Origin of the sequence: Pantoea sp. ARC270, from assembly GCF_003236725.1 — a bacterium.
Classification (GTDB): Bacteria; Pseudomonadota; Gammaproteobacteria; order Enterobacterales; family Enterobacteriaceae; genus Pantoea; species Pantoea anthophila.
Genome location: NZ_PUGA01000003.1, coordinates 38,454 through 63,295 on the forward strand (window position 1 = coordinate 38,454; position 24,842 = coordinate 63,295).

Annotated in this window: 21 protein-coding genes; 14 read left to right on the forward strand and 7 right to left on the reverse strand. The window is 58.3% G+C overall.

Annotated elements, in window-relative coordinates:
* Nucleotides 1–414 precede the first annotated feature (414 nt).
* Nucleotides 415–639 carry a hypothetical protein gene (locus tag CKF42_RS02400; RefSeq protein ID WP_009090413.1) on the reverse strand — a complete coding sequence of 75 codons (225 nt, stop codon included), beginning with the start codon at nt 637–639 and terminating at the stop codon, nt 415–417.
* A 550-nt stretch (nt 640–1,189) separates the two neighbouring features.
* Here CKF42_RS02400 and CKF42_RS02405 point away from each other — a divergent pair.
* From CKF42_RS02405 to CKF42_RS02415, 3 genes are all read left to right on the forward strand, one after another.
* The gene (locus CKF42_RS02405) at nt 1,190–1,447 is read left to right on the forward strand and encodes a biofilm development regulator YmgB/AriR family protein (protein ID WP_033736266.1); all 258 of its coding nucleotides are present in this window, start codon (nt 1,190–1,192) and stop codon (nt 1,445–1,447) included.
* Nucleotides 1,448–1,726: 279 nt separating this feature from the next.
* Complete coding sequence (locus tag CKF42_RS02410; RefSeq protein WP_009090415.1) at nt 1,727–2,575, forward strand: manganese catalase family protein; 849 nt, start codon at nt 1,727–1,729, stop codon at nt 2,573–2,575.
* 71 nt (nt 2,576–2,646) lie between these two features.
* Entirely contained in the window at nt 2,647–3,510 is an 864-nt protein-coding gene (locus CKF42_RS02415) for a glucose 1-dehydrogenase (protein WP_009090416.1), read from the forward strand.
* Here the strand turns inward: CKF42_RS02415 and CKF42_RS02420 are convergent.
* Nucleotides 3,507–4,511 (reverse strand): UV damage endonuclease UvsE, encoded by a 1,005-nt coding sequence (locus tag CKF42_RS02420; protein WP_111207395.1) that lies wholly within the window; start codon nt 4,509–4,511, stop codon nt 3,507–3,509. The genes CKF42_RS02415 and CKF42_RS02420 overlap by 4 nt on opposite strands.
* Nucleotides 4,512–4,612: 101 nt before the next feature.
* Between CKF42_RS02420 and CKF42_RS02425 the strand changes: the two genes are divergently transcribed.
* Nucleotides 4,613–4,978 (forward strand): MmcQ/YjbR family DNA-binding protein, encoded by a 366-nt coding sequence (locus CKF42_RS02425; protein ID WP_111207397.1) that lies wholly within the window; start codon nt 4,613–4,615, stop codon nt 4,976–4,978.
* Nucleotides 4,979–5,057: 79 nt separating this feature from the next.
* Here CKF42_RS02425 and zinT read toward each other — a convergent pair whose 3' ends face one another.
* Nucleotides 5,058–5,708, reverse strand: a complete 651-nt coding sequence (gene zinT / locus CKF42_RS02430; RefSeq protein ID WP_369974594.1) for a metal-binding protein ZinT — start codon at nt 5,706–5,708, stop codon at nt 5,058–5,060.
* A gap of 386 nt (nt 5,709–6,094) precedes the next feature.
* Between zinT and katE the strand changes: the two genes are divergently transcribed.
* Nucleotides 6,095–8,359 (forward strand): catalase HPII, encoded by a 2,265-nt coding sequence (katE, locus tag CKF42_RS02435; RefSeq protein ID WP_046101753.1) that lies wholly within the window; start codon nt 6,095–6,097, stop codon nt 8,357–8,359.
* A gap of 85 nt (nt 8,360–8,444) precedes the next feature.
* Here katE and CKF42_RS02440 read toward each other — a convergent pair whose 3' ends face one another.
* A complete protein-coding gene (locus tag CKF42_RS02440) occupies nt 8,445–10,103 on the reverse strand; it encodes a methyl-accepting chemotaxis protein (RefSeq protein WP_111207398.1) in 1,659 nt (552 codons plus the stop codon).
* A 214-nt stretch (nt 10,104–10,317) separates the two neighbouring features.
* On the opposite strand from CKF42_RS02440, the gene CKF42_RS02445 reads away from it, so the two are divergent.
* Nucleotides 10,318–11,574 carry a mechanosensitive ion channel family protein gene (locus CKF42_RS02445; protein ID WP_009090423.1) on the forward strand — a complete coding sequence of 419 codons (1,257 nt, stop codon included), beginning with the start codon at nt 10,318–10,320 and terminating at the stop codon, nt 11,572–11,574.
* A gap of 35 nt (nt 11,575–11,609) precedes the next feature.
* On the opposite strand, the gene CKF42_RS02450 is transcribed toward CKF42_RS02445, so the two are convergent.
* Entirely contained in the window at nt 11,610–11,903 is a 294-nt protein-coding gene (locus tag CKF42_RS02450) for a hypothetical protein (protein ID WP_111207400.1), read from the reverse strand.
* Between the two features lie 413 nt (nt 11,904–12,316).
* Between CKF42_RS02450 and treZ the strand changes: the two genes are divergently transcribed.
* The 4 genes from treZ to CKF42_RS02470 all read left to right on the forward strand — a co-directional run bounded on the left by treZ (nt 12,317) and on the right by CKF42_RS02470 (nt 19,637).
* A complete protein-coding gene (treZ, locus tag CKF42_RS02455; protein ID WP_009090428.1) occupies nt 12,317–14,101 on the forward strand; it encodes a malto-oligosyltrehalose trehalohydrolase in 1,785 nt (594 codons plus the stop codon).
* Nucleotides 14,098–16,626 carry a malto-oligosyltrehalose synthase gene (treY, locus tag CKF42_RS02460; RefSeq protein ID WP_111207402.1) on the forward strand — a complete coding sequence of 843 codons (2,529 nt, stop codon included), beginning with the start codon at nt 14,098–14,100 and terminating at the stop codon, nt 16,624–16,626. Before treZ ends, treY begins: the two co-directional genes overlap by 4 nt.
* Before the next feature lie 50 nt (nt 16,627–16,676).
* Nucleotides 16,677–18,752 carry a glycogen debranching protein GlgX gene (gene glgX / locus CKF42_RS02465; protein ID WP_111207478.1) on the forward strand — a complete coding sequence of 692 codons (2,076 nt, stop codon included), beginning with the start codon at nt 16,677–16,679 and terminating at the stop codon, nt 18,750–18,752.
* A gap of 120 nt (nt 18,753–18,872) precedes the next feature.
* Nucleotides 18,873–19,637 carry an SDR family NAD(P)-dependent oxidoreductase gene (locus CKF42_RS02470; RefSeq protein WP_009090434.1) on the forward strand — a complete coding sequence of 255 codons (765 nt, stop codon included), beginning with the start codon at nt 18,873–18,875 and terminating at the stop codon, nt 19,635–19,637.
* A 97-nt stretch (nt 19,638–19,734) separates the two neighbouring features.
* On the opposite strand, the gene CKF42_RS02475 is transcribed toward CKF42_RS02470, so the two are convergent.
* Entirely contained in the window at nt 19,735–20,007 is a 273-nt protein-coding gene (locus CKF42_RS02475) for a hypothetical protein (RefSeq protein ID WP_009090436.1), read from the reverse strand.
* Nucleotides 20,008–20,550: 543 nt separating this feature from the next.
* On the opposite strand from CKF42_RS02475, the gene CKF42_RS02480 reads away from it, so the two are divergent.
* Together CKF42_RS02480 and CKF42_RS02485 are read left to right on the forward strand one after the other, a co-directional pair.
* Nucleotides 20,551–21,090 carry a TetR/AcrR family transcriptional regulator gene (locus tag CKF42_RS02480; protein ID WP_111207404.1) on the forward strand — a complete coding sequence of 180 codons (540 nt, stop codon included), beginning with the start codon at nt 20,551–20,553 and terminating at the stop codon, nt 21,088–21,090.
* Entirely contained in the window at nt 21,090–22,250 is a 1,161-nt protein-coding gene (locus tag CKF42_RS02485) for an MFS transporter (RefSeq protein WP_111207406.1), read from the forward strand. Before CKF42_RS02480 ends, CKF42_RS02485 begins: the two co-directional genes overlap by 1 nt.
* Before the next feature lie 96 nt (nt 22,251–22,346).
* Here CKF42_RS02485 and CKF42_RS02490 read toward each other — a convergent pair whose 3' ends face one another.
* Nucleotides 22,347–22,583 (reverse strand): hypothetical protein, encoded by a 237-nt coding sequence (locus tag CKF42_RS02490; protein ID WP_009090441.1) that lies wholly within the window; start codon nt 22,581–22,583, stop codon nt 22,347–22,349.
* A gap of 296 nt (nt 22,584–22,879) precedes the next feature.
* On the opposite strand from CKF42_RS02490, the gene CKF42_RS02495 reads away from it, so the two are divergent.
* Nucleotides 22,880–23,401, forward strand: coding sequence for a GNAT family N-acetyltransferase (locus CKF42_RS02495; RefSeq protein ID WP_009090443.1), 522 nt, complete (start codon nt 22,880–22,882; stop codon nt 23,399–23,401).
* Nucleotides 23,402–23,501: 100 nt separating this feature from the next.
* Nucleotides 23,502–24,713: a diguanylate phosphodiesterase gene (locus CKF42_RS02500; protein ID WP_009090445.1), complete on the forward strand. Its 1,212-nt coding sequence runs from the start codon at nt 23,502–23,504 to the stop codon at nt 24,711–24,713.
* The last annotated feature ends 129 nt before the right edge of the window (nt 24,714–24,842 follow it).

The window sequence follows — 24,842 nt, forward strand, 5'->3', positions numbered from 1 at the left end:
CTTAAGCACAATCGGATCACGCCCGGCGGCCATTTAAACAGGTAACGCAGCCTGATTATTCCGCTTTTTTTAAACGGCAACGCGCGACAGCCTTAATGCGGTGATGCTGGCTGAAGGACATTTATCGCAGGCAGAAAAAGAGAATGTTCAGCCGCGTGCGCTGAATCATTCCGGGAATGAAAAGAGGTCAGATAAGAGAGTGATCGTGCGCAAAAAACAAGAAGAGCGGAGCGGTCGGGAGAAAGGAAATAAGCAGCGCACAGGCTCTGCCACGCTATTCAGTCTGAGCCGGGGGCGATGAGATAACCCCCTTTCCGGCAGTGCCCGACAGTGACCGTTCGCAGGCTGTGCGGGTCGCTGCCACCGCCCTGTTCTCTTCCGTCTCAGCGGCGGCGGTGGCCTCGCCGTCAGCGTTTAAACCGCGCTGTCGCTCTCCAGCGCATCCTGAATCGCGTCGGCCAGATTGCCAATTTCATTGGCCACTGCCTGCAGGTCCCAGGAGGCTTTAGAGCCGGTAGCCGAGGTCGAGGCGCTGACGGACTCTTTTGCCACTGACAGGGCAGCCGCCACGGCGACCGAACGTTTGTGTTGCTCCTGAGTGATGCCCGCAGGCGGTATCGCGAAATAGTCGTGAACCATGATCGTTTCCTTGTGATGAATTAGGGGTCAACCTTAGTCTTCTGCCTCCGGCGTGTGAAGTGAATTATGCGTCCTGACCGGCCGGACGGTCAGGATTCCAGCAGCCGCGGTGCACGCTGATCCTGTGCACCGCAGAAACCTGTACAGGCTGTACAGGTTTCTGGAGAAAAACGGCGTAAAAAAGGCAGTTGTAACGTTTTTACCGGGTGGCCGCAAAATAAACGGGTGCCTTGCCCTTCCCGTTACGCTGACCGGGATGATAAATTAACCCACTGTATTTACTCACATAAAAGAAAAAAACCTGCCATTTTCGAGGAAAACTCAACCCGTCAACATCTCCGACCAGTACACTTTTATCAGATTTCATTGTACAAGTTTCTCATTCTTGTATAACTTTACTGCGTGACGATAAATCACTTGTAACGAAGGGTGCTTTGCACCGCATCTGAAGGTGTTGTGGATTTCCACCTTCAGATGCAATTTTTTTTGCGTCTGCCGGTCACCGGATCTGAATCGACGCATCAACCCCCAATTTCTTATGAGGCCTGACATGCAACCTACGATGAATACAGAGTCTCAGATTTCTGATTACTTCATGAACTCTGGCAAGACACTGACGACTGAAAAACAGGTTATCGCGGCTGTCCATGCTGAACTCGCCCGTGCTAAAGCCCACGTTTCCGATAAAGATGTCGTGCTGGGCCTGATTAACCGCCTGGAGAGTGAGCGTGACGTGGTTAAACAGGACGTTTACCGTCAGGCTCTTGAACATGTTCTGCAGCGTGCGCCGGCAGCCAGCGCCAGCTAAAAAACCTGTGTCTGTTACGATGGAACGCGAATTAGCATGGATGCGTTTCCTGTCCGGAATCTGCCCCTGATAAGGGGCTTTTTTTTGTCCTGTAGACCCCCTTTGCGTCCCCTCTTTTTCCTCCCTCTCTTACAGCCAGATATCGTGCCAGATTTAACTATTTTTGCCGCTTATTTCACCACCAATTGCGGTTAATTGCTCTCGGTTCGCTTTATTTATCCGATATCTGTGTCCAGGCTTTTTCTGCATCTCCTGCAAACACAGACGAGGAAAATAATCATGTTTCATCATTCATCAAAACTTCAATTTCCGGTTCGTGTAGAGAAACCCGATCCAGAGTTTGCCATGCTGTTACAGCAGGCGATCGGCGGCGTCGAAGGTGAAATTCGTGTAGCGATGCAATACTTTTTCCAGGCAATGGGCGCACGCGGTGATGTGCGGATTCGCGATCTGCTGATCTCAACCGCCACCGAAGAGCTGAGCCATATCGAAATGCTGGGCTACGCCGTGGCGCTTAATCTGGAAGGTGCCCCCCTCTCTTACCAGGAAGCCTCCGCGAAAGATCCGGTGGTCAATGCGATTCTGGGCGGCATGAACCCGCGCCATATTCTCTCTTCCGGCCTGGCCGCAATGCCGGTGAACGCCAACGGAATGCCGTTCGACATGAGCCACATTTACGCCTCCGGTAACGTCGCGGCGGATATGCTGGCCAACGTCACCGCAGAGGCCACCGGTCGCGTGCTGGCTACCCGTCTCTACAACATGACCGAAGATAAAGGCATGAAGGATTTCCTCTCATTCCTGATCGCCAGGGACACCATGCACCAGCAGCAGTGGCTGGCGGTGATTGAGGAGATGGGCGGACTGAACGCCTCGCTGCCGATCCCGAACAGCTTCCCGCAGGAAAATGAGGCGCAGGAACACTCCTACTACTGCCTGAACACCTCACTGGATAAACCGCTGCCGGAAGGCCGCTGGAGCAGCGGTCCGGCTTACGATGGTCAGGGTCAGTTCAGCGCGAAACAGCAGCCCGATATTCTGGGTGACGAACCGCTGCTCGGTAACGCCCGCCCGGGTTCCGGTGCCCAGGCAGAGCAGATTGACGGTATCACGCCGCCGAAACCTTAATCACTCATGCTGCACGCCTGTCGGGGAGTGACGCCCTGACAGGTTTCGCCTTTTTTACTGGAGGAATAGCCATGTCATCCACTCAGCGTCCACAGCCACCTTTCGCCGAACAGCAGCAGACGTGGCCAGGCAGCACTGCCGCGATGCAGCCGCAGCCCGATCATGGCGAAGAGAGCTATCAGGGATCAGGCCGCCTGACGGGTAAAAAAGCCATTATTACCGGTGGCGACTCTGGCATTGGCCGGGCTGTCGCCATTGCGTTTGCCCGCGAAGGTGCCGATGTGCTGATCTCCTACCTCGATGAACATGAAGATGCGCAGGATACGGCCCGGCTGGTAGAGGCCGCCGGTCGCAAAGCCGTGCTGGTGCCCGGCGATATTACCGAGGCGTCTCACTGTAATGCGCTGGTCGATCGGGCGGTAGAGGCTTTCGGGGAGGTTAACATCCTGGTCAACAACGCCGCCTTTCAGATGACGCGTATGTCGCTGGATGAGATCAGCGATGAAGAGTTTGACCGCACCATGAAAACCAACCTCTACGCGATGTTTTATCTGACTAAAGCCGCCACCCGGCATATGCCGGCGGGCGGGTCGATCATCAACACCGCCTCAATCAATGCCGATCAGCCAAAACCGAAGCTGCTCGCCTATTCGGCCACTAAAGCCGCCATCGTCAACTTCTCCGGCGGACTGGCCGCTCTGCTGGCTGAAAAAGGTATCCGCGCCAATGCGGTCGCGCCCGGCCCTATCTGGACGCCGCTGATCCCCTCAACCATGCCGGTTGAACAGGTGAAAAACTTTGGCAGCGAGGTGCCGCTGCAGCGGGCCGGTCAGCCTGCTGAGCTGGCACCCACCTATGTGATGCTGGCCAGTGACGAAGGCAGCTACATTTCAGGGGCAACCATCGCCGTCACTGGCGGCGTGGCGATTATTTAACAGGACGATTCCCTGGCACACTCTGCCAGGGGATCGGCTATCCGCTGCTGCGCTATCGCCCAGGCGTAGAGCGGTTCCCGCGCCAGATTCTTCATTTTCACTTCGCACATAATGTCGAAATCCTGAAACGACAGCGCCCATCCATTCAGCGTCGGGTTAAAGAAGTAGTCAGAGTGCGCCCGCAGTTTGCTTTTGCTCACCCCCAGCGCCGCCTGATCGGGCCAGCCCTGCGGCGGAATGATCCCCTCCTGCGAAATCGAGTAGTGCAGCACCGGACGCACGCCGCGCCAGGAGTCGATGACGCGGGCAACACGCGGATCGTCTGGCTGAATAAACTCACTCTCTTTTACCCAGTGATGGTGAATATCCAGCACCACCGGACAGAGCGGTGCCGCCTGCAGCACGTCATCCAGCGAACAGGAGATCTCATCATTCTCCACCGTCAGCATCCGTTGCGCTTCCGGGCTGAGCTGCTCAAAGGCGCGTTTAAATCCGTCGAACCCCGCCTTGCCGTTCATATGGATGTTGATTTTGAAATCCTGAAACTGTTTGCCGTAGCCCATCAGCGTAGCGCAGAGCGTGTGATACTCCACATCCTCCAGCGCGCGGGTCACCACATCGGGATTATCGGAGGCCAGCACGGTGTACTGGCCCGGATGGAAGGAGAGCCGGATATCATTTGCCCGCGCCAGTTCACCACAGCGGGCAAACAGCGGATGGAGTTCGGGCAGAAACGCCGCAAACAGCGGTGTGGCTTCGGGCACGGTGTAAAGCGGCAGCAGATCGCTGCCGATACGCATCATCCGGAGAGGCGCGGGTAAGGTAGCCAGTTGCTCCAGCGTCTGATAAAGATGATTCAGGTTGGTAACGCTGATCTCATAGACCAGCTGATAACGTTCATCATGCGATAAACTCAGAAACCGTTTACGGGTGGTGGCGCGAAACGGGAAAAATTGTTTGCCATCACTGTTGAGATACTTACATGCAAAGCCTAATTTCATGACTGCTCCTGATTGATGCTTATCAGAAGTGTAACAGGCCTCTGGCGACCAGCCAGTCGCGGGGCGCAGAGGCAGGCTATAGAGTGACAGGGAGAAACGCTATGCAGGGCCATGAAATCCAGTGCATCGCCATCGACGCAGCGGAGCGGCTGCCCGCCGCCGAATGCAGCTATCCGTTCGGGCCGAAACATCAGGTATATAAAGTGTGTGGAAAAGTGTTTTTGCTGCTGACCGAACTGCGCGGGGTGCCCATCATCACGCTGAAATGCGAGCCGCAGCAGGCGGAGCTGCACCGAGTCATCTACCCCTCTATTACCCCCGGCTATCACATGAATAAGCGTCACTGGATCACGGTCTCGCCCGGTGACGGCCTCTCGCCCGGCCTGATTCAGCAACTGGTGGAGGAGGCTTATCGCCGCGTCGTGATGGGTATCCCCGCTTCGCGCCGCCCGGTCTGGGTGGGCTGACAGCGCGGCCACGGGTCAGGAGAAGGACGGCGGACAGGAGCCCGACCCGCCGTCACCCGTGAGCCATCTTACCCCGCGCTTAGTGGTGCAGCATCTCCTCCACCACCTCAGCATTCATCATCTGGTAGGGATAATAGGTCGGCCAGTTCTCCATCTCCGCCAGCAGCGCCTGGTGAGAGTCGTTGCCCGTGAAGATATGGAAATGGGCAGACTTACGCGGTCCGATCGTGTGGTCGCTGAACTGCACATATTTTGGCGCGCGGCTGTTCGCGTCTTCACAGGTAAAGAGGTAGCGCACCCCTTTTTTGCCAGAGCTGTAGGTCAGGATTTTATAGCCGTCATAGCGGTAGTGACAGGCGCTGACCTGGTCGCCCACGTGAAACTCCATGACGCCATTTTCAATACCGATGGTATCGACGCGGGTGGCATACCCTTTGCGATAATATTCTTTATATTCTGCGGCCGTTTTATGGGGATCCTGCTGCGCTTTCTTCTGCCAGACCGGATCCAGCTCGCCACTCTGCAGCAGCGGATAGACCGACTGCCACAGCCCATCCCAGTCAGAAAGCGAACGATCTTTCACGTCGCTGTCAGCAAAGACCCCTTCTGCGGCTTTCTGCTCCTGCGCTGACAGCGGTTTGCCATGTGCGTGACTGCCGTGTGCCTGCACCTGCTGCGTGATTAACAGCGCCGCCACGATCCCTATCCATTTACCTGCATGATTCACCACAACCTGACCCTCAGTAAAAGTTACAAAATGAAATGTTATGATATAACATTTCCATATTCAACCCGTTTGCCGCTTTATCAACATTAAATCTGTTTATGGTTATCTCCCCGGTTCAGCGCCTCAGCGGGGAGAGATGGCAGGTCAGGCTGGCGGAGGGAAAACAGAGCGGATGGCCTGGCGGGCGGGCACTGACGCGCCGATAAGCCAGACGGCACAGGGGGTGAATAAACGAAGCGACGAGGCGTACCCGCAGATAAGCGTGCGTTTTCAGCCGGACGAAAAAGCGGCAGCCATCCGGATTAAATGCCCCGTTTACCCTCAGCATTGTTCAGGTTGTTCTATATTTAGTGTCGTCGAAAATAAAACAACAGCCGGAGCATGGATTAATGTCGAAAGAAACTGAGAAGAAACCCCTGAGCCACCGTGCGCCCACTACCGGACCAGAGTCATCAGAGCCGGGTCTGGGTTCGCTGGCACCGAAAGATGGTTCGCATCAGCCACCCGCCGAACCCACTCCGCCAGGCAAGCAGCCTACTGCCCCAGGCAGCCTGAAAGCGCCACAGACCCACAACGCTAAACTCGACCAGCTTGAAGCCAGCCGTAAAAACGGCACGAACCAGCCGCTGACCACCAATCAGGGCACCCGCATCGCCAACGACCAGAACTCCCTGCGAGCCGGTACGCGTGGTCCGACCCTGCTGGAAGACTTCATCCTGCGTGAGAAGATCACGCACTTTGACCATGAGCGTATTCCTGAGCGTATCGTGCATGCACGCGGCTCAGCGGCACACGGCTACTTTCAGCCTTACCGCTCACTGAAAGATCTGACCAAAGCTCAGTTCCTCAGCGATCCGAATCAGACCACCCCGGTTTTCGTGCGTTTCTCCACCGTACAGGGGGGTGCTGGCTCTGCCGATACCGTACGTGATATCCGCGGTTTCGCCGCCAAGTTCTATACCGAAGAGGGCGTGTTTGACCTGGTCGGTAACAACACCCCGGTGTTCTTTATTCAGGATGCGCATAAATTCCCTGACTTTGTGCACGCCGTTAAGCCGGAGCCGCACAATGAAATCCCGCAGGGCCAGAGTGCCCATGACACCTTCTGGGATTATGTCTCCCTGCAGCCGGAAACCATGCACAACGTCATCTGGGCGATGTCCGATCGCGGCATTCCGCGCAGCTATCGCACCATGGAAGGCTTCGGGATTCACACCTTCCGCCTGATTAACGCCGAAGGCAAAGCGACCTTTGTCCGCTTCCACTGGAAGCCGGTGGCCGGTAAAGCCTCACTGCTGTGGGATGAGTCGCAGAAACTGACCGGCCGCGATCCGGACTTCCACCGCCGCGATCTGTGGGAAGCCATTGAAGCGGGCGATTTCCCGGAATATGAACTGGGCCTGCAGCTGATCCCGGAAGAGGATGAGTTCAAATTTGACTTCGACATTCTCGATGCCACCAAACTGATCCCGGAAGCGCTGGTTCCGGTTGAAATTGTCGGCAAAATGGTGCTGAACCGTAACCCGGACAACTTCTTTGCCGAAACCGAGCAGGTGGCATTCCATCCGGGTCATATCGTGCCGGGGCTCGATTTCTCCAACGATCCGCTGCTGCAGGGTCGCCTGTTCTCCTATACCGACACGCAGATCAGTCGTCTGGGCGGCCCGAACTTCCACGAGATCCCGATTAACCGTCCGACCTGCCCTTACCATAACTTCCAGCGTCAGGGGATGCATCGTCAGGACATCGACACCAACCCGGCTAACTACGAGCCGAACTCGATCAACGACAACTGGCCGCGTGAAACCCCACCGGCGGCGAAAGGCGGCGGCTTCGAGAGCTATCAGGAGCGGATCGAAGGCCACAAGGTGCGCGAGCGCAGCCCCTCCTTCGGCGAATACTATGCCCAGCCGCGCCTGTTCTGGCAGAGCCAGACCGAGGTTGAGCAGCAGCACATCATCGGTGCCTACTCGTTTGAGCTGAGCAAAGTAGGACGTGCCTATATTCGTGAGCGCGTGGTGGATCATCTGGCGCGCATCGATACCAAACTGGCGCAGGGTGTGGCCGACAATCTGGGCATCGCCCTGACCGACGAGCAGCGCAATATCCAGCCGCCGGCACCGGTCAACGGCCTGACCAAAGATGACAGCCTGAGCCTCTATGCCGTGCCGGATGGCGAGATCAAAGGCCGTCAGGTTGCACTGTTGCTGAGCGACGGCGTGAAAGCGGACGGTGTGCTGGCGATCCTGCAGGCGCTGAAAGCGGAAGGTGTGCACGCCAAACTTCTGGCGCCGCACATGGGCCAGGTGCGTGCCGACGATGGTTCCGTACTGCCGATCGACGCCACCTTCGCCGGTCTGCCTTCGCTGACCTTTGATGCGGTGATCGTACCGGATGGCAACATCGATGCGCTGCTGTTAAGTGGTGATGCCCGCTACTTCCTGCTGGAAGCCTACAAGCACCTCAAGGTCATTGGCCTGGTGGGCGACGCGCGCCGCTTCAAAGCGCAGTTCGGTCTGGGTGATGGCGATCAGGAAGAAGGCATCGTGCAGGGTGACTCGGCGGAAAGCGCCCTGACCTCTGAATTTACGCAGGCGATGAAAGCGCACCGCGTCTGGTCCCGCAGCCAGAAGGCACAGTCTGTTCCGGCCTGATGCCTTAAGTGAATAAAAAAACCGCCCCCCGGGCGGTTTTTTTTATGGCGGAGAAAGCGGAACCCTGACGTAAAAGGCGTTCCCGTCAGAAGCTCTGCCAGTTGTCGTTGTCGGCCACGGCGACAGGCTGACGCTGTGGCGCGGCGATCGCCTTCGCGACCGGTGCGGCTGTAAACGCGGCGTGCAGCGTGCCGGTTTTGAAAACCGCGACCGTTTTACGCAGGTAACTTGCCTGCTCCTCCAGCGAGGCGGCGGCACTGGCAGACTCCTCCACCAGCGCGGCGTTCTGCTGCGTAACGCCATCCATCTCTGAAACGGCGATGCAGACCTGCTCAATGCCACGGGTCTGTTCGGTCGAGGAGGCGGCGATCTCTTCGATCAGCTGCGTGACCCGGCTTACCGATGTCACGATGCTCTCCATCGCGCTGCCCGCCTGCGCGGCGTAACCGGCACCGGTTCTGATCCGCTCAGCAGAGCAGTCAATCAGGCCGCGGATCTCCTGCGCGGCCGTGGCGCTGCGGCCAGCCAGCGAGCGCACTTCACCCGCCACCACTGCAAATCCCCGACCCTGCTCCCCGGCGCGCGCCGCCTCAACGGCCGCATTCAGCGCCAGAATGTTGGTCTGAAACGCGATGCTGTCGATAATAGCAATAATCCCGGCGATCTGACCGGAGCTTTCGCTGATCTGATCCATGTTGGCGATGACCCGGGCCACCGTCTCGCCGCCCTGCACCGCCGTGGTTGACGCCTCTTTTGACACCGTGGTCGCCTGGCGGGCGTTGTCGGCGTTGAGTTTCACCGTCGAGGTGAGCTGCTCCATGCTGGCCGCGGTCTGCTCCAGCGCGGCGGCCTGCTGTTCGGTGCGGGAGGAGAGATCGCTGCTGCCCGCGGAGATCTCCGCCGCACCGGTGAAGATTGAACGGGTAGCGTCATCAACCGAGGTGATGGTCACCACCAGCGCATCGCGCATCTGCTGCAGCTCCTGAACCAGCAGCCCCATCTCATTGCGCCCTTCCTGCTGAATCGCGGAGGTTAAATCACCGCCGGAGATGGCACGCATGTAACCGGTCAGCCTGCCGAGCGGGCCAACCAGCAGTTTTTGCAGCCCGATCCAGACCGCTGCGGCCACCACAACGGTAATCAGGCCGATGGTCAGCAGCGTCCAGAGCGCATCCGTCAGGCTGCGCTGATTATGCTCGGAGGTCGCTTTCATCAGCTGGATGTTCAGCGCACGCCAGGCCTGATAGGCGCTGTCGAGCTGATCCTGGGCGGCCTGCGCCTCCAGGTTGCCGTAAGCCGGGTAGTTGCCCTGCTTCAGAAAGGTGATGGAGGCGAGCATGGTTTCACGCATCTGCTGATAGGCCGCCTTCACCTGCGTCGCCTGCGCGTCGCTCTGTTTCTCCTGCTGCGTCAGCCCCTGCCAGGCGGTGAAGTCGGCGTCGGCCGCCGCCGCAGACTGCCCCGCCTGCTCCAGCAGCGTCGCCATCGCCGCCAGCGATTTCGGGTCCTGCTGATTCTTCAGGAAACGGATCGCCACGCGGTTGATGGTGACGCGGGTTTTGATCAGGGTTTTCACGGCATCGCTCAGGTGCTGCTGCTGCAGCGTCAGCTGCTCAGCGGCCACGAAGTTTTTATCGGCTTTTGCCATGCCGTTGTAGAACAGGAAACCGGTCAGGGTGAGTAAAATGATGAAGACGGCCAGCACCGCCAGAATACCGTGCGTTATTTTAAGATTTTTTATCATGTGAGCAGGCTCATATCAGAGGAGATAGTAGCGTTATCGGCCAGCGCCGCGTTTATCTGAGTGCCTGATGGAAAAGCTTTTTCACGGCGTGATGCCAGGCACACTCAGCCGGACAAAAAAAGCGCTGCGAAGGCCTCTGAGCGCATTCGCCGCTTAACATCCGCCCCTCTGCTGTGGTTGAATTCGCCCCTTACATTTTTTGCACGTGGTTATCATGCATTACATACAGAGTCTGATGCGTTTTATTGAGGGAAACAGCGTGTTGTCGGCCAGCTTCAGCCTGCTGCTGCTGATAATGGCCGGGATGGTCACTCACCTGATCTGCAAATTCTTCATCGTCAAAGTGGTCAGGAAAGTCTTCTTCAGCAGCCACAAACAGGGCGTGCCGCTGGACAAAGATGTGCGCCTCTCGCAGAAGCTCTCCAATTTTGTGCCGGTCATTGTGGTCTACAATTTCCTGCAGTTCATGCCCGGCCTGCCGGAGCATCTGAAGATCGCCGTGCAGACCATCTGCGGCATCCTGTTCTTTATCTATCTGTCGATCTTCTTCAACGAAGTGCTGGAGATCGTTAACAGCTCCTATTCGCGCAAATCGAAGCGCAAGAATCACTCGATCAAAGGCTACATCCAGATTGGTAAAATCCTGGTGCACATTATCGCCGCGATCATGATTCTGGCGATTATGTCCAACAAGTCACCGGCGATCATCATCTCCTCGCTGGGTGCGGTGGCCGCCGTGCTGATGCTGATCTTTCAGCATACGCTGCTGTCGCTGGTGGCCAATATTCAGCTCTCCTCCAACGACGTGCTGCAGCTGGGCGACTGGATTGAGATGCCGGATAACAATATCAGCGGGGAGGTGATCGATATTGCGCTGCACACCATCACCATCCGCAACTGGGACAACACCATTTCGCGCATCCCGACCAAGAACTTCCTGACCGAGACCTACACGAACTGGCAGGCGATGTTCTCCTCCGGTGCGCGCCGTATCATGCGCAGCTTTTATCTGGATCAGAAGTCGATCACCTTTGTGAATCAGGAGATGTTGCAGTCGATGAGCCAGATCCGCATCGCCAGCGAAGCGATTACCGGGCTGCTGGACGGGCGCGACATCAGCGCCGTTGGCGACCGCTGGTTTATGGAGAACGGCATTACCAATCTGATGGTATTTCGTAAGTTCCTGACCGCCTGGCTCGCCCAGCGTCACGATATTCAGAAAGAGATGTATATCGTGGTGCGGCCGCTGAAACCGTCACCGGATGGGTTACCGGTGGAGATCTACTGCTTCACCTCCTCCATTCTGTGGGTGGATTATGAGAATACCCAGGCGGAAATTTTTGAGTTTATCTATTCGATGGCCCGTCTGTTTGAACTGCAGATCTATCAGCATCCGGCGGGGTCCGATTTCGCCCGGCTGGCTCAGCCGCACCCCGGGAGCCGGGACGCGCAGCAGAGCAGCGAACAGTAACCCCCCACGCGCGGCGGCCCCTGCTGCCGCGCGGTTCAGCTTTTACTCAGCGCATAGTTCAGCACTCTGTCATTTTTCATCTGCACGGTCAGCGTCTGCCCCTCGGTGGTATTCAGGGTGCGCGCCTCACTGTAGGTCCATTTCAGCAGCCGCTGCCCGTCCGGGTAGGGTATTTCACTGTCGGGCTGGCCGAACAGGGCGATCAGCTGGGCTTTGGTGGTCTGACCGGCATGAATCTGCTGCAGATGCGTATTGTCCAGCCGGTGTCCGACCCGGTTAGAGCAGGCAGAAAGCAGCAGCAACACGGCTAACAGGGCGTTTTTCCTCACATCCTCTCCTTAAACATTCAGCGTCACGGGCGAGCCTGTCCGGACGTGCCTGAGCTTATAGCGAATCCGCCCCCTCCGTCAGCTTTTTCTGCGCCGCCCCCGCTTTCACTCATCCCGGATCACGCTGATTCAGCGTCATAAACGCAAATTTTGTTCACCAGCCCCTCCGCCGCCCGGCGAGGGCAACATCTTAGTCTATGATTATTCACTGTAGCCGCGTGGAAGCGGTCTCACCGCCCTTTTCCACCGCATCACACTGAATACCAGTCCAGCTTCCTGGCTGAAGAGACGCGCCGGCCCACCCGGCATCCTGGTCTCGCTGGCAGGTTTATGATTTTTGACATTTGCATGATCAACATCCTTTTCGCGCGATGGACGCCATTGCGCATTTCCAGGCTAAATGAGGCAACTGAATGGAATCCAAATCTTTTTCCAAAAGCTGGGGCGCTGAACGGGTTGCCCGTGATGAGGTGCGTTTTCGCCTCTGGGCAACCGGCCAGCAACGTGTGACGCTGCGCCTCTCCGGTAAAGACATAGAGATGACCCCGCAGGCTGACGGCTGGTTTGAGACGCAGGTTGCCGGTGTGGCTGCCGGCGCAGAGTATGACTTTGTGCTGGCCGATGGCACAGCCGTGCCCGATCCCGCCGCCCGCGCCCAGAAAGCGGAGGTCAACGGCCCCTCTCTGGTGATCGATCCTGATGCTTATCAGTGGCAGAACACGGCGTGGCGCGGTCGTCCGTGGCCGGAGTCGGTGGTGTATGAACTGCACATCGGCACCTTTACCCCCGAAGGCACTTTCCGGGCCGCGATTGAAAAGCTTCCGGTGCTGGCGGAAACCGGCATTACCATGATCGAGGTGCTCCCGGTGTCGCAGTTTGGCGGCAACCGCGGCTGGGGCTACGACGGCGTGCTGCTCTATGCACCGCACGCCGCCTACGGCACACCCGATGATTTCAAAGCCTTTATCGACGCAGCGCACGGCCACGGTCTGTCGGTGGTGCTCGATATCGTGCTGAACCACTTCGGCCCGGAGGGCAACTATCTGCCCCTGCTCTCGCCTGACTTCTTCCATCAGGAGCGCAAGACGCCGTGGGGCGCAGGCATCGCCTATGACGTTGATGCGGTTCGGCGCTACATTGTGGAGGCGCCGCTCTACTGGCTGCAGGAGTTTAATCTCGACGGCCTGCGTTTTGACGCCATCGATCAGATTGACGATCCCAGCGAAAAGCATGTGCTGATTGAGATTGCCGAGCGCATCCGCTCGACGATTACCGATCGCCCTATCCATCTCACCACCGAAGACTGCCGCAATGTCACCTTCCTTCATCCGCGTGATGAAAAAGGCGACGCTCCGCTGTTCACGGGGGAGTGGAACGATGACTTCCACAACGCCGTGCATGTGCTGGCGACCGGGGAAGATCACGCCTACTACCAGGACTTTGCCGATCATCCGGCGCAGCAGGTGGCGCGGGCGCTGGCAGAAGGCTTTGTCTATCAGGGCGAAGTGTCGAAGCAGTCAGGTGAACCGCGTGGAGTGAAAAGCAGCAGCCAGCCGCCGGTGGCCTTTGTCGACTTTATCCAGAACCACGATCAGACGGGCAACCGGGCGCAGGGCGAAAGGCTCATCAGCCTGGCTGGCGCGGCGCGCACTCAGGTGCTGCTGGCCACCCTGCTGGTCTCGCCGCATATCCCGCTGCTGTTCATGGGCGAAGAGTATGGCGAAACCCAGCCGTTCCTGTTCTTCACCGATTTCCACGGCGATCTGGCTAAAGCGGTGCGCGAAGGCCGCGCCAGAGAATTTGAAGGCCATGCCGGTCACGGTGAAACCGTGCCGGACCCTAATGATGTGACCACTTTTGAACAGTCGAAACTTAACTGGCAGAAGAGGGAGACGCCGGAAGGCCAGCAGTGGCTGGCACTGACGCGCCAGCTGCTCAGCCTGCGTCAGCAGCATATTGTGCCGCTGCTGCAGAGCGCCGGGGGGGACGCCGGCCAGGTGATCACGACGTCAGAGGGCTTCCTCGCGGTGCGCTGGGACTTCCCGGCGGGCACGCTCTCCCTGGCGCTGAACGTCAGCAACCGCACGCAGCCGATCCCCGATCTGCCGGGTAAGACCCTGTTTGCCTGGCCGCAGGCCGCAACTGAACTCGCGCCTGACTCTATCGTGGTGCGTCTGGCTAAGGGAGAAACCGCATGACTATTCCAACCGCAACCTATCGCATCCAGTTCCGCAACGGCATGACCTTTGACCGCGCCGCGGCGCTGGTGCCCTATCTGAAACAGCTTGGGATCAGCCATCTCTACGCCTCGCCGATCTTCAGCGCGACTGCGGAGTCCACCCACGGCTATGACGTCACCGACGTCAACGAGATCGAGCCCGCCATTGGCGGACGCGAAGGATTTGATCGGATGGTCGCCGCGCTGCAGGCCGCCGGACTGGGCCTGATCCTCGACATTGTGCCGAACCATATGGCCGCGTCGCTTGAGAACCCGTGGTGGCGCGACGTGATCGAACATGGCGAACAGAGTCGCTACGCCAGCTATTTTGATATCGACTGGTCACGTCGCCTGACACTGCCGTTCCTCGGTGACACCTTTGAGGCGGTGCTGGCGAATGGCGAGATCAGCGTGCAGCGTGACCCGCAGAGCGGCAAGCCGGCGCTGGCCTACTTTGACAATTTCTACCCGCTGGACCCACGGACCTGGCAGGATCGGGAAGAGGCGGTGCTCGCCCTGCGCGATGCCGCAGAGATTGCGGCCCTGCATGACCAGCAGCCGTGGCGACTGATGTCCTGGCGCGATGCGCCGCGCGACCTCTCCTACCGGCGTTTCTTTGAGGTGACCGGTCTGGTGGGCGTGCGCGTGGAGGACAAAACGGTCTTTGACGCAGCGCACCAGCTGATTCTTGAACTGGTTCACAGCGGCGCGGTGCAGGGCTTGCGGGTGGATCACGTCGATGGCCTGGCCGATCCGCGCGGCTATCTGGAGCAGCTGCGCCAGGCGGCGGGTCCCGACTGCTACCTCACCGTGGAGAAGATCCTGGGTGAGGATGAACAGCTGCCGGATGAGTGGCCGGTTTCCGGCACCACCGGCTATGAGTTTATGGCGGCGCTCGCCAACCTGCTGGTCGACAGCGATCGCCTGAGTGGCCTGCGCAAAGCCTATCAGGCGGTGATTGGCAAAACCGTGGACATGAAAGCGGAGCTGCGCGCCGCCAAGCTGTTGATGGCGAACCGTAATTTTGCCGGAGAATTTAACCGGTTACTCCAGCTGGCGCTGACGATCGCCGACGCAGAGGGCACGCCACAGCCGGAGCCTGAGCTGAAAAATGCGCTGCGCGAGCTGCTGGTAGCGTTCCCGGTCTATCGCACCTACGGCACCCCGGAGGGCCTGACCCCTGCCGACCAGCAGCTGCTGCAGCAGGTGGTTGGTCAGGTGAAAGCCAGCGCCACGGCACCAGACAGCGCGGCGCTCGACTTTCTGACCCGGATTCTGCGGGCAGAGGTCGCCTCTGCGGCCCGCGAGGATGCCACGCAGTTCCGCACCCGCTTCCAGCAGCTGACCGGCCCGCTGATGGCGAAGTCTGTCGAAGATACGCTGTTTTTCCGTCAGCACATGGCGCTGGCGCTGAACGAGGTCGGCGCTGAACCGCTGGCGCGTCACTTCTCGCTGGCGCAGTTCCACGCCGAAATGCAGGCGCGACGCGACCATCAGCCCGATGCACTGTCGGGCACCTCAACACACGACACCAAACGCGGTGAGGATGCGCGTGCGCGGCTCTATACCCTGACCGAAGCGCCGCAGCGCTGGGCGGATTGCGTGAGCCGCTGGCGCGAGATGAATCAGGATCAGGTCGTGCGGCTGAAAGATGGCCCGGCACCGGAGCCGGCAGTCGAATGGATGCTCTATGAAGCGCTGGCCGGAGTCTGGCCGACCACCCTGCAACCGGACGACGCGGAAGGTCTGGCGGCGCTGGAAGCCCGCTTTGTGGTTTACGTGGAAAAAGCGCTGCGTGAAGCCAAGCTGCGCACCGACTGGGCCGACAACAATGACGCCTATGAAGAGGCGGTGCTGGGCTATGCCCGTCACCTGCTCTCGCCCGCCAGTCACGCCTTCCTTAATGACTTCTGCGAGGCGCTGCAGCCCTTTATCCGCGCGGGCCTGGTCAACAGTCTGACCCAGACCGTGGTGAAACTCACCGCGCCGGGCGTGCCCGATATTTATCAGGGCAGCGAGGCGCTGGACTTCAGCCTGGTCGACCCCGATAACCGCCGCGAGCCCGACTTTGACGCGCTGGCCGCCATGCTCAGTGCGCCGCAGCACGACGGCAGTGAGGCCCACTGGCGGCGTGGCCAGGTTAATCAGCAGGCGATTGTGAAACTGCTGGCGCTGCGCCAGCAGCAACCTGACCTGTTCCGCCACGGCGACTATCTGGCGCTGGAAGCCGGGGGTGGGCAGCCGGACAAGGTGCTGGCCTTTGCCCGCACCCATGGGGATCAGGCGGTGATTGTCATTGTGTCGCGCCGGGTCTTTGACGCCCTGCCGGAAAACCTGGATCAGCCGCCTGCGGCGCGCTGGGCAGAGATCAGCCTCGCCCTGCCGGACGGGCTGCGTCAGCGCCATTATGAGGATGTGCTGAGCGGTAACACGCTCGATGCGGGCGATGCGCTGGCGCTGGGCGACCTGGCGTCGCAGTGGTGCGCCGTGCTGGTGGCACGCTGAAACCTTTTTTCTTTTACGCGTCAATCTGTTCACTGAATAACGAGGCATCAATGTCAAACAGTCAGCGTTTTGAAATTACGGCGGGTTACAGCCATTTGCTGGGGGCAAACTTTGATGGTCAGGGCGTAAACTTCGCCCTGTTCAGTGCCCACGCCGAGCGGGTGGAACTCTGTCTGTACGATCCCAGCGGTAAAACGGAAATCGCCCGTCTGGAGCTGCCGGAATATACCCATGAAATCTGGCACGGCTATGTGCCGGGTCTGAAGCCAGGTGCGCTTTATGGCTATCGCGTCTATGGTCCCTACGACCCGGAGAATGGTCATCGCTTTAACCCGAACAAGCTGCTGCTCGATCCCTACGCCCGCGAACTGGCGGGCGACATCGCCTGGAACGAGGCGCACTTCGCCTACGATCTCTATCACGACGATAAAGATCTCACTTTTGACAGCCGCGACAGCGCGCCGTTTACACCGAAGTGCCGGGTTATCGATCCCAACGAGTTTGACTGGCAGGACAGGAACCGTCCGAACGTGCCATGGCCGAAAACGGTGATCTATGAAACCCACGTTAAAGGCTTTACCCAGCTCAACACGGCGCTGCCGCCCGAACTGCGCGGCACCTTTGACGGCATGGGTCATAAAGCGACCGTCGACTACATCAAAAGCTTAGGCATTACCTCGGTCGAGCTGCTGCCGGTGCACTGGTTCCCGGACGATCAGCATCTGCTGGATAAAGGGCTGAAAAACTTCTGGGGCTACAACACGCTGGGCTTCTTTGCGCCCGCGACCCGCTACTTCGGCCCGCGCGGCATTCAGGGCTTCCGCGACATGGTTCGCGCCTTTCATGATGCCGGCATTGAGGTGATCCTCGACGTGGTTTACAACCACACCGCCGAGGGGAATGAGCTGGGGCCGACGCTGTCGTTTAAAGGCATCGATAACTTCTCCTACTACCGGACCCTGCCGGATCAGCACCGCTACTACATCAACGACACCGGAACCGGCAACACCGTCAATACCTCGCATCCGCGCGTGCTGCAGATGGTGCTCGATTCGCTGCGCTACTGGTCTGAGTCGATGCATATCGACGGTTTCCGTTTTGACCTCGGCACCATTCTGGGACGCGAACCGGATGGCTTTGACCCGCGCGGCGGCTTCTTCGATGCCGTAATGCAGGACCCGATCCTGTCACAGAAAAAGCTGATTGGTGAACCCTGGGATATCGGACCGGGTGGCTATCAGGTCGGCAGCTTCCCGCCCGGCTGGGCAGAGTGGAACGATCAGTATCGCGACACGGTGCGCGACTACTGGAAAGGCAACAACGTCTCGACCGACTTTGCCGCCCGTCTGCTCGGATCCGGCGATCTTTACGATCAGCACGGCCGTCGCCCGTGGGCCAGCGTCAACTTCGTGACGGCGCACGATGGCTTCACGCTCAACGACCTGGTCTCCTACAACGACAAGCACAACGATGAGAATGGCGAAGATAACAACGACGGTCACAATGACAACCGATCGTACAACTATGGCGCAGAAGGCCCGACGGACGACGAAGGCATCAACGCCGTACGTGAGCGCCAGAAGCGTAACTTCCTCGCCACCCTGATCTTCTCACACGGCACGCCGATGCTGCTGGCAGGCGATGAGTTTGGCCGCAGCCAGATGGGCAACAACAACGGCTACTGCCAGGACAGTGAAATCTCCTGGGTTCACTGGGATAACCTGCCGGAATCCGCCGAAGCGCTGCGCGCGTTCACCCGCCAGATCCTGAGCCTGCGTGCGCAGCAGCCTCTGCTGCGTCGGGAGAACTGGCGCGACGGCATGGATATCAAATGGTTTAACGCCGGCGGCGGGTTCCAGCAGAGTGAGCAGTGGGATGAAGGCTCCACGCTGGGCGTCTATATCGGGCGGCCCGACCTGCAGACCGAAGAGGGCATCTGGCACGATGTGCTGATGCTGCTTAACCCGTTTGAGGGCAACGTGCCCTTCCGCATCCCGCAGTTTGGTGAAGGGGGCTGGGTGCTGGAGCTGACCACCAGCGACGTGGCGAAACGCGGTCTGGTCATCACCAAAGAGAAGGATTTTGAGCTGGAAGGACGCAGCTTCGCCCTGTTCAGACGTCCCTGATTAGGGATGACGGTAAGGCTTCAGGCGCAGCGCCTCTGACGCTGCGCTTGAATTTCTGGCAATCACTGCCAGGCTTAACCGGTTGTTAAACGTGAAAATTGATGCTGATAAGGAGGCATAATGTCCAGATTTACGCAGAAAGTTGTGGTTGTGACAGGTGCCGGGTCCGGCATTGGTGAGGCGAGCGCAAAACGCTTTGCAGAAGAAGGCGCGTCAGTGGTGCTGGTGGGACGCACCGCGCAGAAACTCGAAGAGACGCTGGCCGGACTGACGCCGGGTGACCACCTGGTAGCGGCCTGCGACGTCTCAGACGCTGCCCAGGTTAAACAACTGTCAGAAACCGTGCTGAATAAATATGGCCGGGTTGACGTGCTGGTGAATAATGCTGGCGTGATTGTCCAGGGCCGCATCCATGAAGTGGACCTTGAGGACTGGAAAACGCTGATGAAAACCGACCTGGACGGGGTTTTCCACGGCGTTCACTACTTCATGCCTGCCCTGCTGAAGAGCAAAGGTAACGTGGTTAACATTTCGTCCGTTTCCGGCTTAGGCGGTGACTGGGGCATGAGCATCTACAATGCCGCCAAAGGGGCGATCACCAACTTTACGCGCGCCCTGGCGATGGACTACGGCGCGGACGGCGTCCGCATCAATGCGATCTGCCCGGGCTTTACCTTTACCGATCTGACGGAAGATACCAAACAGGATCCGGCGCTGCTTGAGCGGTTTTACGATCGTATTCCACTGCGTCGCGCGGGTGAGGCGGATGATATCGCCAGGGCTATTGTCTTTATTGCGAGCGATGAGGCGAGCTATATTACCGGCGTCAATCTGCCGGTCGATGGCGGGCTGACCGCATCAAACGGACAGCCTAAACAGGCGTAATCCTCAGGGCAGCGTATTAACGCTGCCCTTTTTTAATTCAGACTACCCTGCTTTTATTCCCGCCCTTATCTGCTTTGCCGGAAAAAGAGCCCGGCGCTTAATGTTTTGGCGTATGACGGGTTGGCGTGGCAGCGCGTGCCGGTTTAATTACCGTACTGCTGCCCGGGCAAATAAAAGTACTCAGGCAGGCATTACAGAGAATGGCATTGGCATGATGTATTTTCGCCACGGCCAGCGCCTGCTGACGGGTATAAAGCGAACCAATAAACACGCGCTTATCGTTCTTTGACAGATTAACGCAACCTTCTTTGTGTAAAATCCATCCACCCATGGGACGCGGGCACAGATAATAATAGCTGGCTTTGAGCATGGTAGTCATCCTGATAGTTGCTGTATGTGTCTTAAAAAAACGAACCAAAATTCGTAAGAGATTTTATTTGTAATCTGAAGCTTTATTAAACTAACTGAGAATTATCCCTAAAACCACTTTATTACAGAGGGCAGACTGACTTTGAGAATATGCCCTTTTTACCCGCTTCACTCGCTTCAGCTATTTATCGCCGCCGATCCCCGCCTGCCGCTTCAGCGCGTCATAAGCATTTACCGTGCTAATGCATGCCAGAACAGCATATAATCTAAATTATACATATAAAACAATCGCTTAAAATGAAATCCTTCAGGAATAAAAGCTTCTGCCGTCCGGGTCATATCAGACGCAGCGCTGAAATCACTTACCCCCGCAGGGGTAATTATGAGTATTAATGAACTGAAGCTGAAAAAGTGTGAAAGCGACAGAAGGCGCGCCTCTAAGCGGAACGCTAAATCCCCCGGCTTCGCGGATTTATCAATACCGGTGGACGCATCCAGCCGTGCCCGGTTTGCAAAAGTAAAACGAACGGTTTACTTTTAAAGGATGAAAAAACGCGATGACATCATTCAGGCTGCCGAGCGGCTGTTTTACACCCACGGGTTCCACGCCACAAGTACCGACCAGCTCTGTCGGGAAGCGGGCGTCTCCACCCGAACCTTCTATCATCACTTTCCCTCACGCGAGGCGATGACCTCTGCGGTGATGGCGGCGCGTGAGCAGCGATTTATGGCTGAGCTGCTGCCGGCCCACCAGCCGGAGGCGATCGCGCAGCTGTTTAGCGTGCTGGCCAGCTGGACAGAGGCAAACGGTGCGCACGGCTGCTTCTTCCTTAAAGCCTGGGGAGAATATGCCGGACGGGATCAGGCGCTGGCAGAGCAGGCGCTGGCATTCCGCGCCGCCATGCGCCGCTACATCACCGACTGTGTAACCTGCCTGCACGGTGCCGAAGATCAATCATTGAGCGATGCCATCTGGATGCTCTTTGAAGGGGCGATTACCACCGCGCTGATTACCGGCCCCGCCGCCGCGCAGCATGCGGCGCAGATCGCCAGCCAGCTGCTGCTCCAGAAAGGGGCTTCCTGATGAGGTCGCCTGCTGCGCTGGCTCTGACGGGCTTCAGCCTGATCGCAGTAACCTATGGCATGGCCCGCTTCTCATGGGGGCTGATGCTGCCCGCCATATCGGCAGCGATCCCGTTAAGCCCGCAGCAGACGGGTCTGCTCTCCGCCTGCAGCTTTGTCTCTTACTGTCTGACCATTCTCAGCGCCGCGGCGCTGGCCCGGCGCTACGGTGCGCGGCTGACGGCGCTACTCGCCTCACTCTGTGCGACGGCAGGTCTGCTGCTGCTTGCCCTCGCCACCTCGCCGCTGCTGCTCGCGGCCGGGCTCTTTATCGCCGGATTCAGTTCCGGCCTGGCATCTCCCGCCCTGGCGGCGGCAGTCAGTGCCTGTGTGCCCGCGGCGCGCCAGCCGCGCATCAACACCCTGATCAATGCCGGTACCAGCGCAGGAATTATCCTCTCCGTTATCATTCTCGGCACGCTGCCGGGCGGCTGGCGCGCCGCCTGCGGGCTCTTCGCCCTGCTCGCTCTGGCCTGTGCGCTGCCGGTGATGCGTCACTTATCCTCTCACACCGCTGCTCACAGGCCGCAGAAGCGTCACGGGCAGCCGCGCCTGTACTGCCGCGCGCTGCGGCGGCTGATGGGCATTGCGCTTGTTTCAGGTCTGATCAGTGCGGCCTGGTGGAGTTTTGGATCGGTGCTGCTGCGTCAGCACGTCGGCATGGATGCGGAGAGCGCCCGTTTGCTCTGGCTGATTGCCGGAGGAGCGGGCATTGCCGGTGTGCTTACCGGCCCGCTGGCTGCCCGTATCGGACTGAATGGGGTCTACCGGCTCGCGCTATGCGGAATGGCCGTGCCGCTGCTGGTGCTGGCCCTGAGCCGGGGCGACTCTGCGGGCTTAATGGTGGCGGTGGCCTGTTGTGGCGCGGGCTATGTCACGCTGTCAGGAGTGTTACTGGTCTGGGGCGCGCAGGCCACCGCTGACGATCCGGCAACCGGCGTCGGGATGCTGTTCTTTATGCTGGCGGCAGGTCAGGTGGTGGGATCGCTGCTGTTTGGCCAGCTCTATGCCGCGCTGGGCGCCGTTACGGCTTTGACGCTGTTTGCTGCCAGTGCCCTGCTGCTGCTGTTTGTTGCCCCGCGCCGTGTGAAAGCGCCACAGCGCGATCGGCGGCAGCCGTGAACAGAGCGAAAAGAGGGATAACGCACATTTTCTGGTGAATTAATATGACCTCCGCACGCGGAGGTTATTAAGCGTGGCGGGCGAGAGCAAAATTAATCAGTTCAGCGCCCGGATATTATTAATGCGCGGATTAATCGTCTGCTCAGTTAAATCGTCATCGGCACCAAGATAATAAGGCACGACGCAATGCCTGCCATCTTTGGTAAAAATAATCTGGTTATCGTGCAGAAATAGCGCAGTGAAATGACCGAGCACCACACCATTTAATTCAAAGCAGTGATTTCTCGCGGCGCGCAGCCCCTGCTTACTTTTCAGAAAATCAACAAATCGCATCACGCCGCACCCCCGGATATTAATTCAGCTCAACCGAAACCGCAGAGATAATAGCCCTAACCCTGGAATGAATCATCCGGCTGGTGCGGTTTTCAGAAAAGGCTTAATACCCCCGGATATCGCCTCTTTCATGCTGCCTGGCATTCTGCCCTCCGATTTGCCAGGATTAATCCTGGTAAGCGAGCCGACAGGAGAGAATGCGCACCCGCAAGATTTTCATTGCGTCCCCTGACGACCCGCTATACCGTTGTTTTTTCACCGGGTACAGCCGTTAAAGATAATACCGGAGCGTGACAATGGAAATTTTTGCAGCAGAGGATGTTCATATCCCGGCGATTCAGCAGATTTACGCCTGGCATGTCCTTAATGGCACCGGCTCCTTTGAGACGGTTCCGCCTGACGTCGCCGAAATCGCCGGGCGGATGCACAAGATTCAGCAGGCGGGCCTGCCGTGGTTTATCGCCGTCAGCGACGGTGAGGTGCGCGGTTTCTGCTATCTGGCCCCCTATCGTCCGCGCCATGCGTACCGGCACACGCTGGAAGATTCGATCTATATCGATCCGGGATTTCAGCAGCGTGGCGTCGGGTCACGCCTGTTACATCATGCGATTGCCTGGGCAGAGCAGGCGGGGTTTCGTCAGCTGATCGCTAACGTGGGCGACAGCGGGAACCAGGGCTCCATTGCGCTGCATCGCGCAGCGGGCTTTGAGATGACCGGCATCCTGCGTTCGGTCGGGTTCAAACAGGGCCGCTGGCTGGATACGGTTTTTATGCAGCGTGCGCTGGGAAAAGGTGATTCAGCGCTTCCTGTCGACTAAAATAGTTCCAGAGTAAGAAAGGCGCACTCCCCCTCGTTCTCCCCAGGAGAACCTTCTGGTAAGGTGTGTTAACAAAAAATAAAAAATCCCGGAAATCTTTATGTTGTCGACAATCATCTACAGAAGCCACATCACTGAAAATGTGTCACTGGGGCTTCTGCATGATTTGGCATTAAAAGCGAACAAAATCAACAAATCATCCAGCGTCACCGGGATTCTGTTGTTCAATGGAACACACTTTTTTCAGCTGCTGGAAGGTCCGGAAGCGGCCGTAAAAGCGGTCTATAACCGGATTTGCCAGGATCCGCGCCATCATAATCTGGTTGAACTGTTGCGCGACTACGCGCCAGCGCGACGGTTTGGTCACGTCGGTATGGAACTGTTCGATCTCCGTCTGCACGATAAAGAGACGGTACTGGAAGCGGTGCTGGAGAAATGCACCACCCGCTACCAGATGACCTATTCCGACCGCGCCCTGCAGTTCCTGCGCACCTTTGTCGAAGCGCGGGAAAAAGAGAACTATTTTGAGATCCCTTCTGCCAGCGGCTGGACCTTTATCCGCGACGAGTCAGAGCAGCGTGAAGGCGATGCCGCACTGATGGCGACGGATGAGGTCAGCTTCGCGTTTCAGCCGATCGTCGATCCTTTTGCCTGTGAAATCGTTTCACTGGAGGCACTGCTGCGCGGCCCGCAGGGTGAACCGCCACTGGATTATTTTGCCGGACTGTCACGTGAACAGCTCTATCAGACCGATCTGCAGTCGAAAAAAATCGCGTTTGCTCAGGCAAAACAGCTGGGGATTGAGGGGATGACCCTGTCGATCAACCTGCTGCCGATGACCCTGGTGGAAGTGCCCGATGCGGTTCCGTTTTTGCTGGAGGCGATCGCGGCCCAGGGGCTGGTGCCGGAGCAGATCATGGTGGAGTTCACCGAGAATGAAATTATCTCGCAGCCGGATGCCTTTGAAGCGGCCCTTCGCCAGCTGAAGGCGGCGGGCATCAGCCTCGCGCTGGACGATTTTGGCGCCGGCTTCGCCGGGCTGTCGCTGCTGACCCGCATTCAGCCCGACAAGATCAAGATTGACCGGGCGATTATCTCAGGCGTGCATAAAAGCGGACCGAAGCAGGCGATCATTCATGCGATTCTGAAATGCTGCTCGTCACTGGAGATCGGCGTGATCGCGGAGGGCATCGAACAGCCCGAAGAGTGGATGTGGCTCGAAGCGGCAGGCGTGACCCAGTTTCAGGGCTTCCTCTTCTCAAAACCTGAGCTGAACCGCATTGCGGCCGTCGCCTGGCCAGAGCTGCTTTAACCCCCTGCGATTTGGATGATTTTGCGCTTCCCTGCCTTGCCGGATCCCCTGGCGACTGCTAAATAATAAACAGCGCCGGGCGATCATTTTTCTGTCATCTTCGCCCGGCAGAGTCAGTTATTGCCCAGT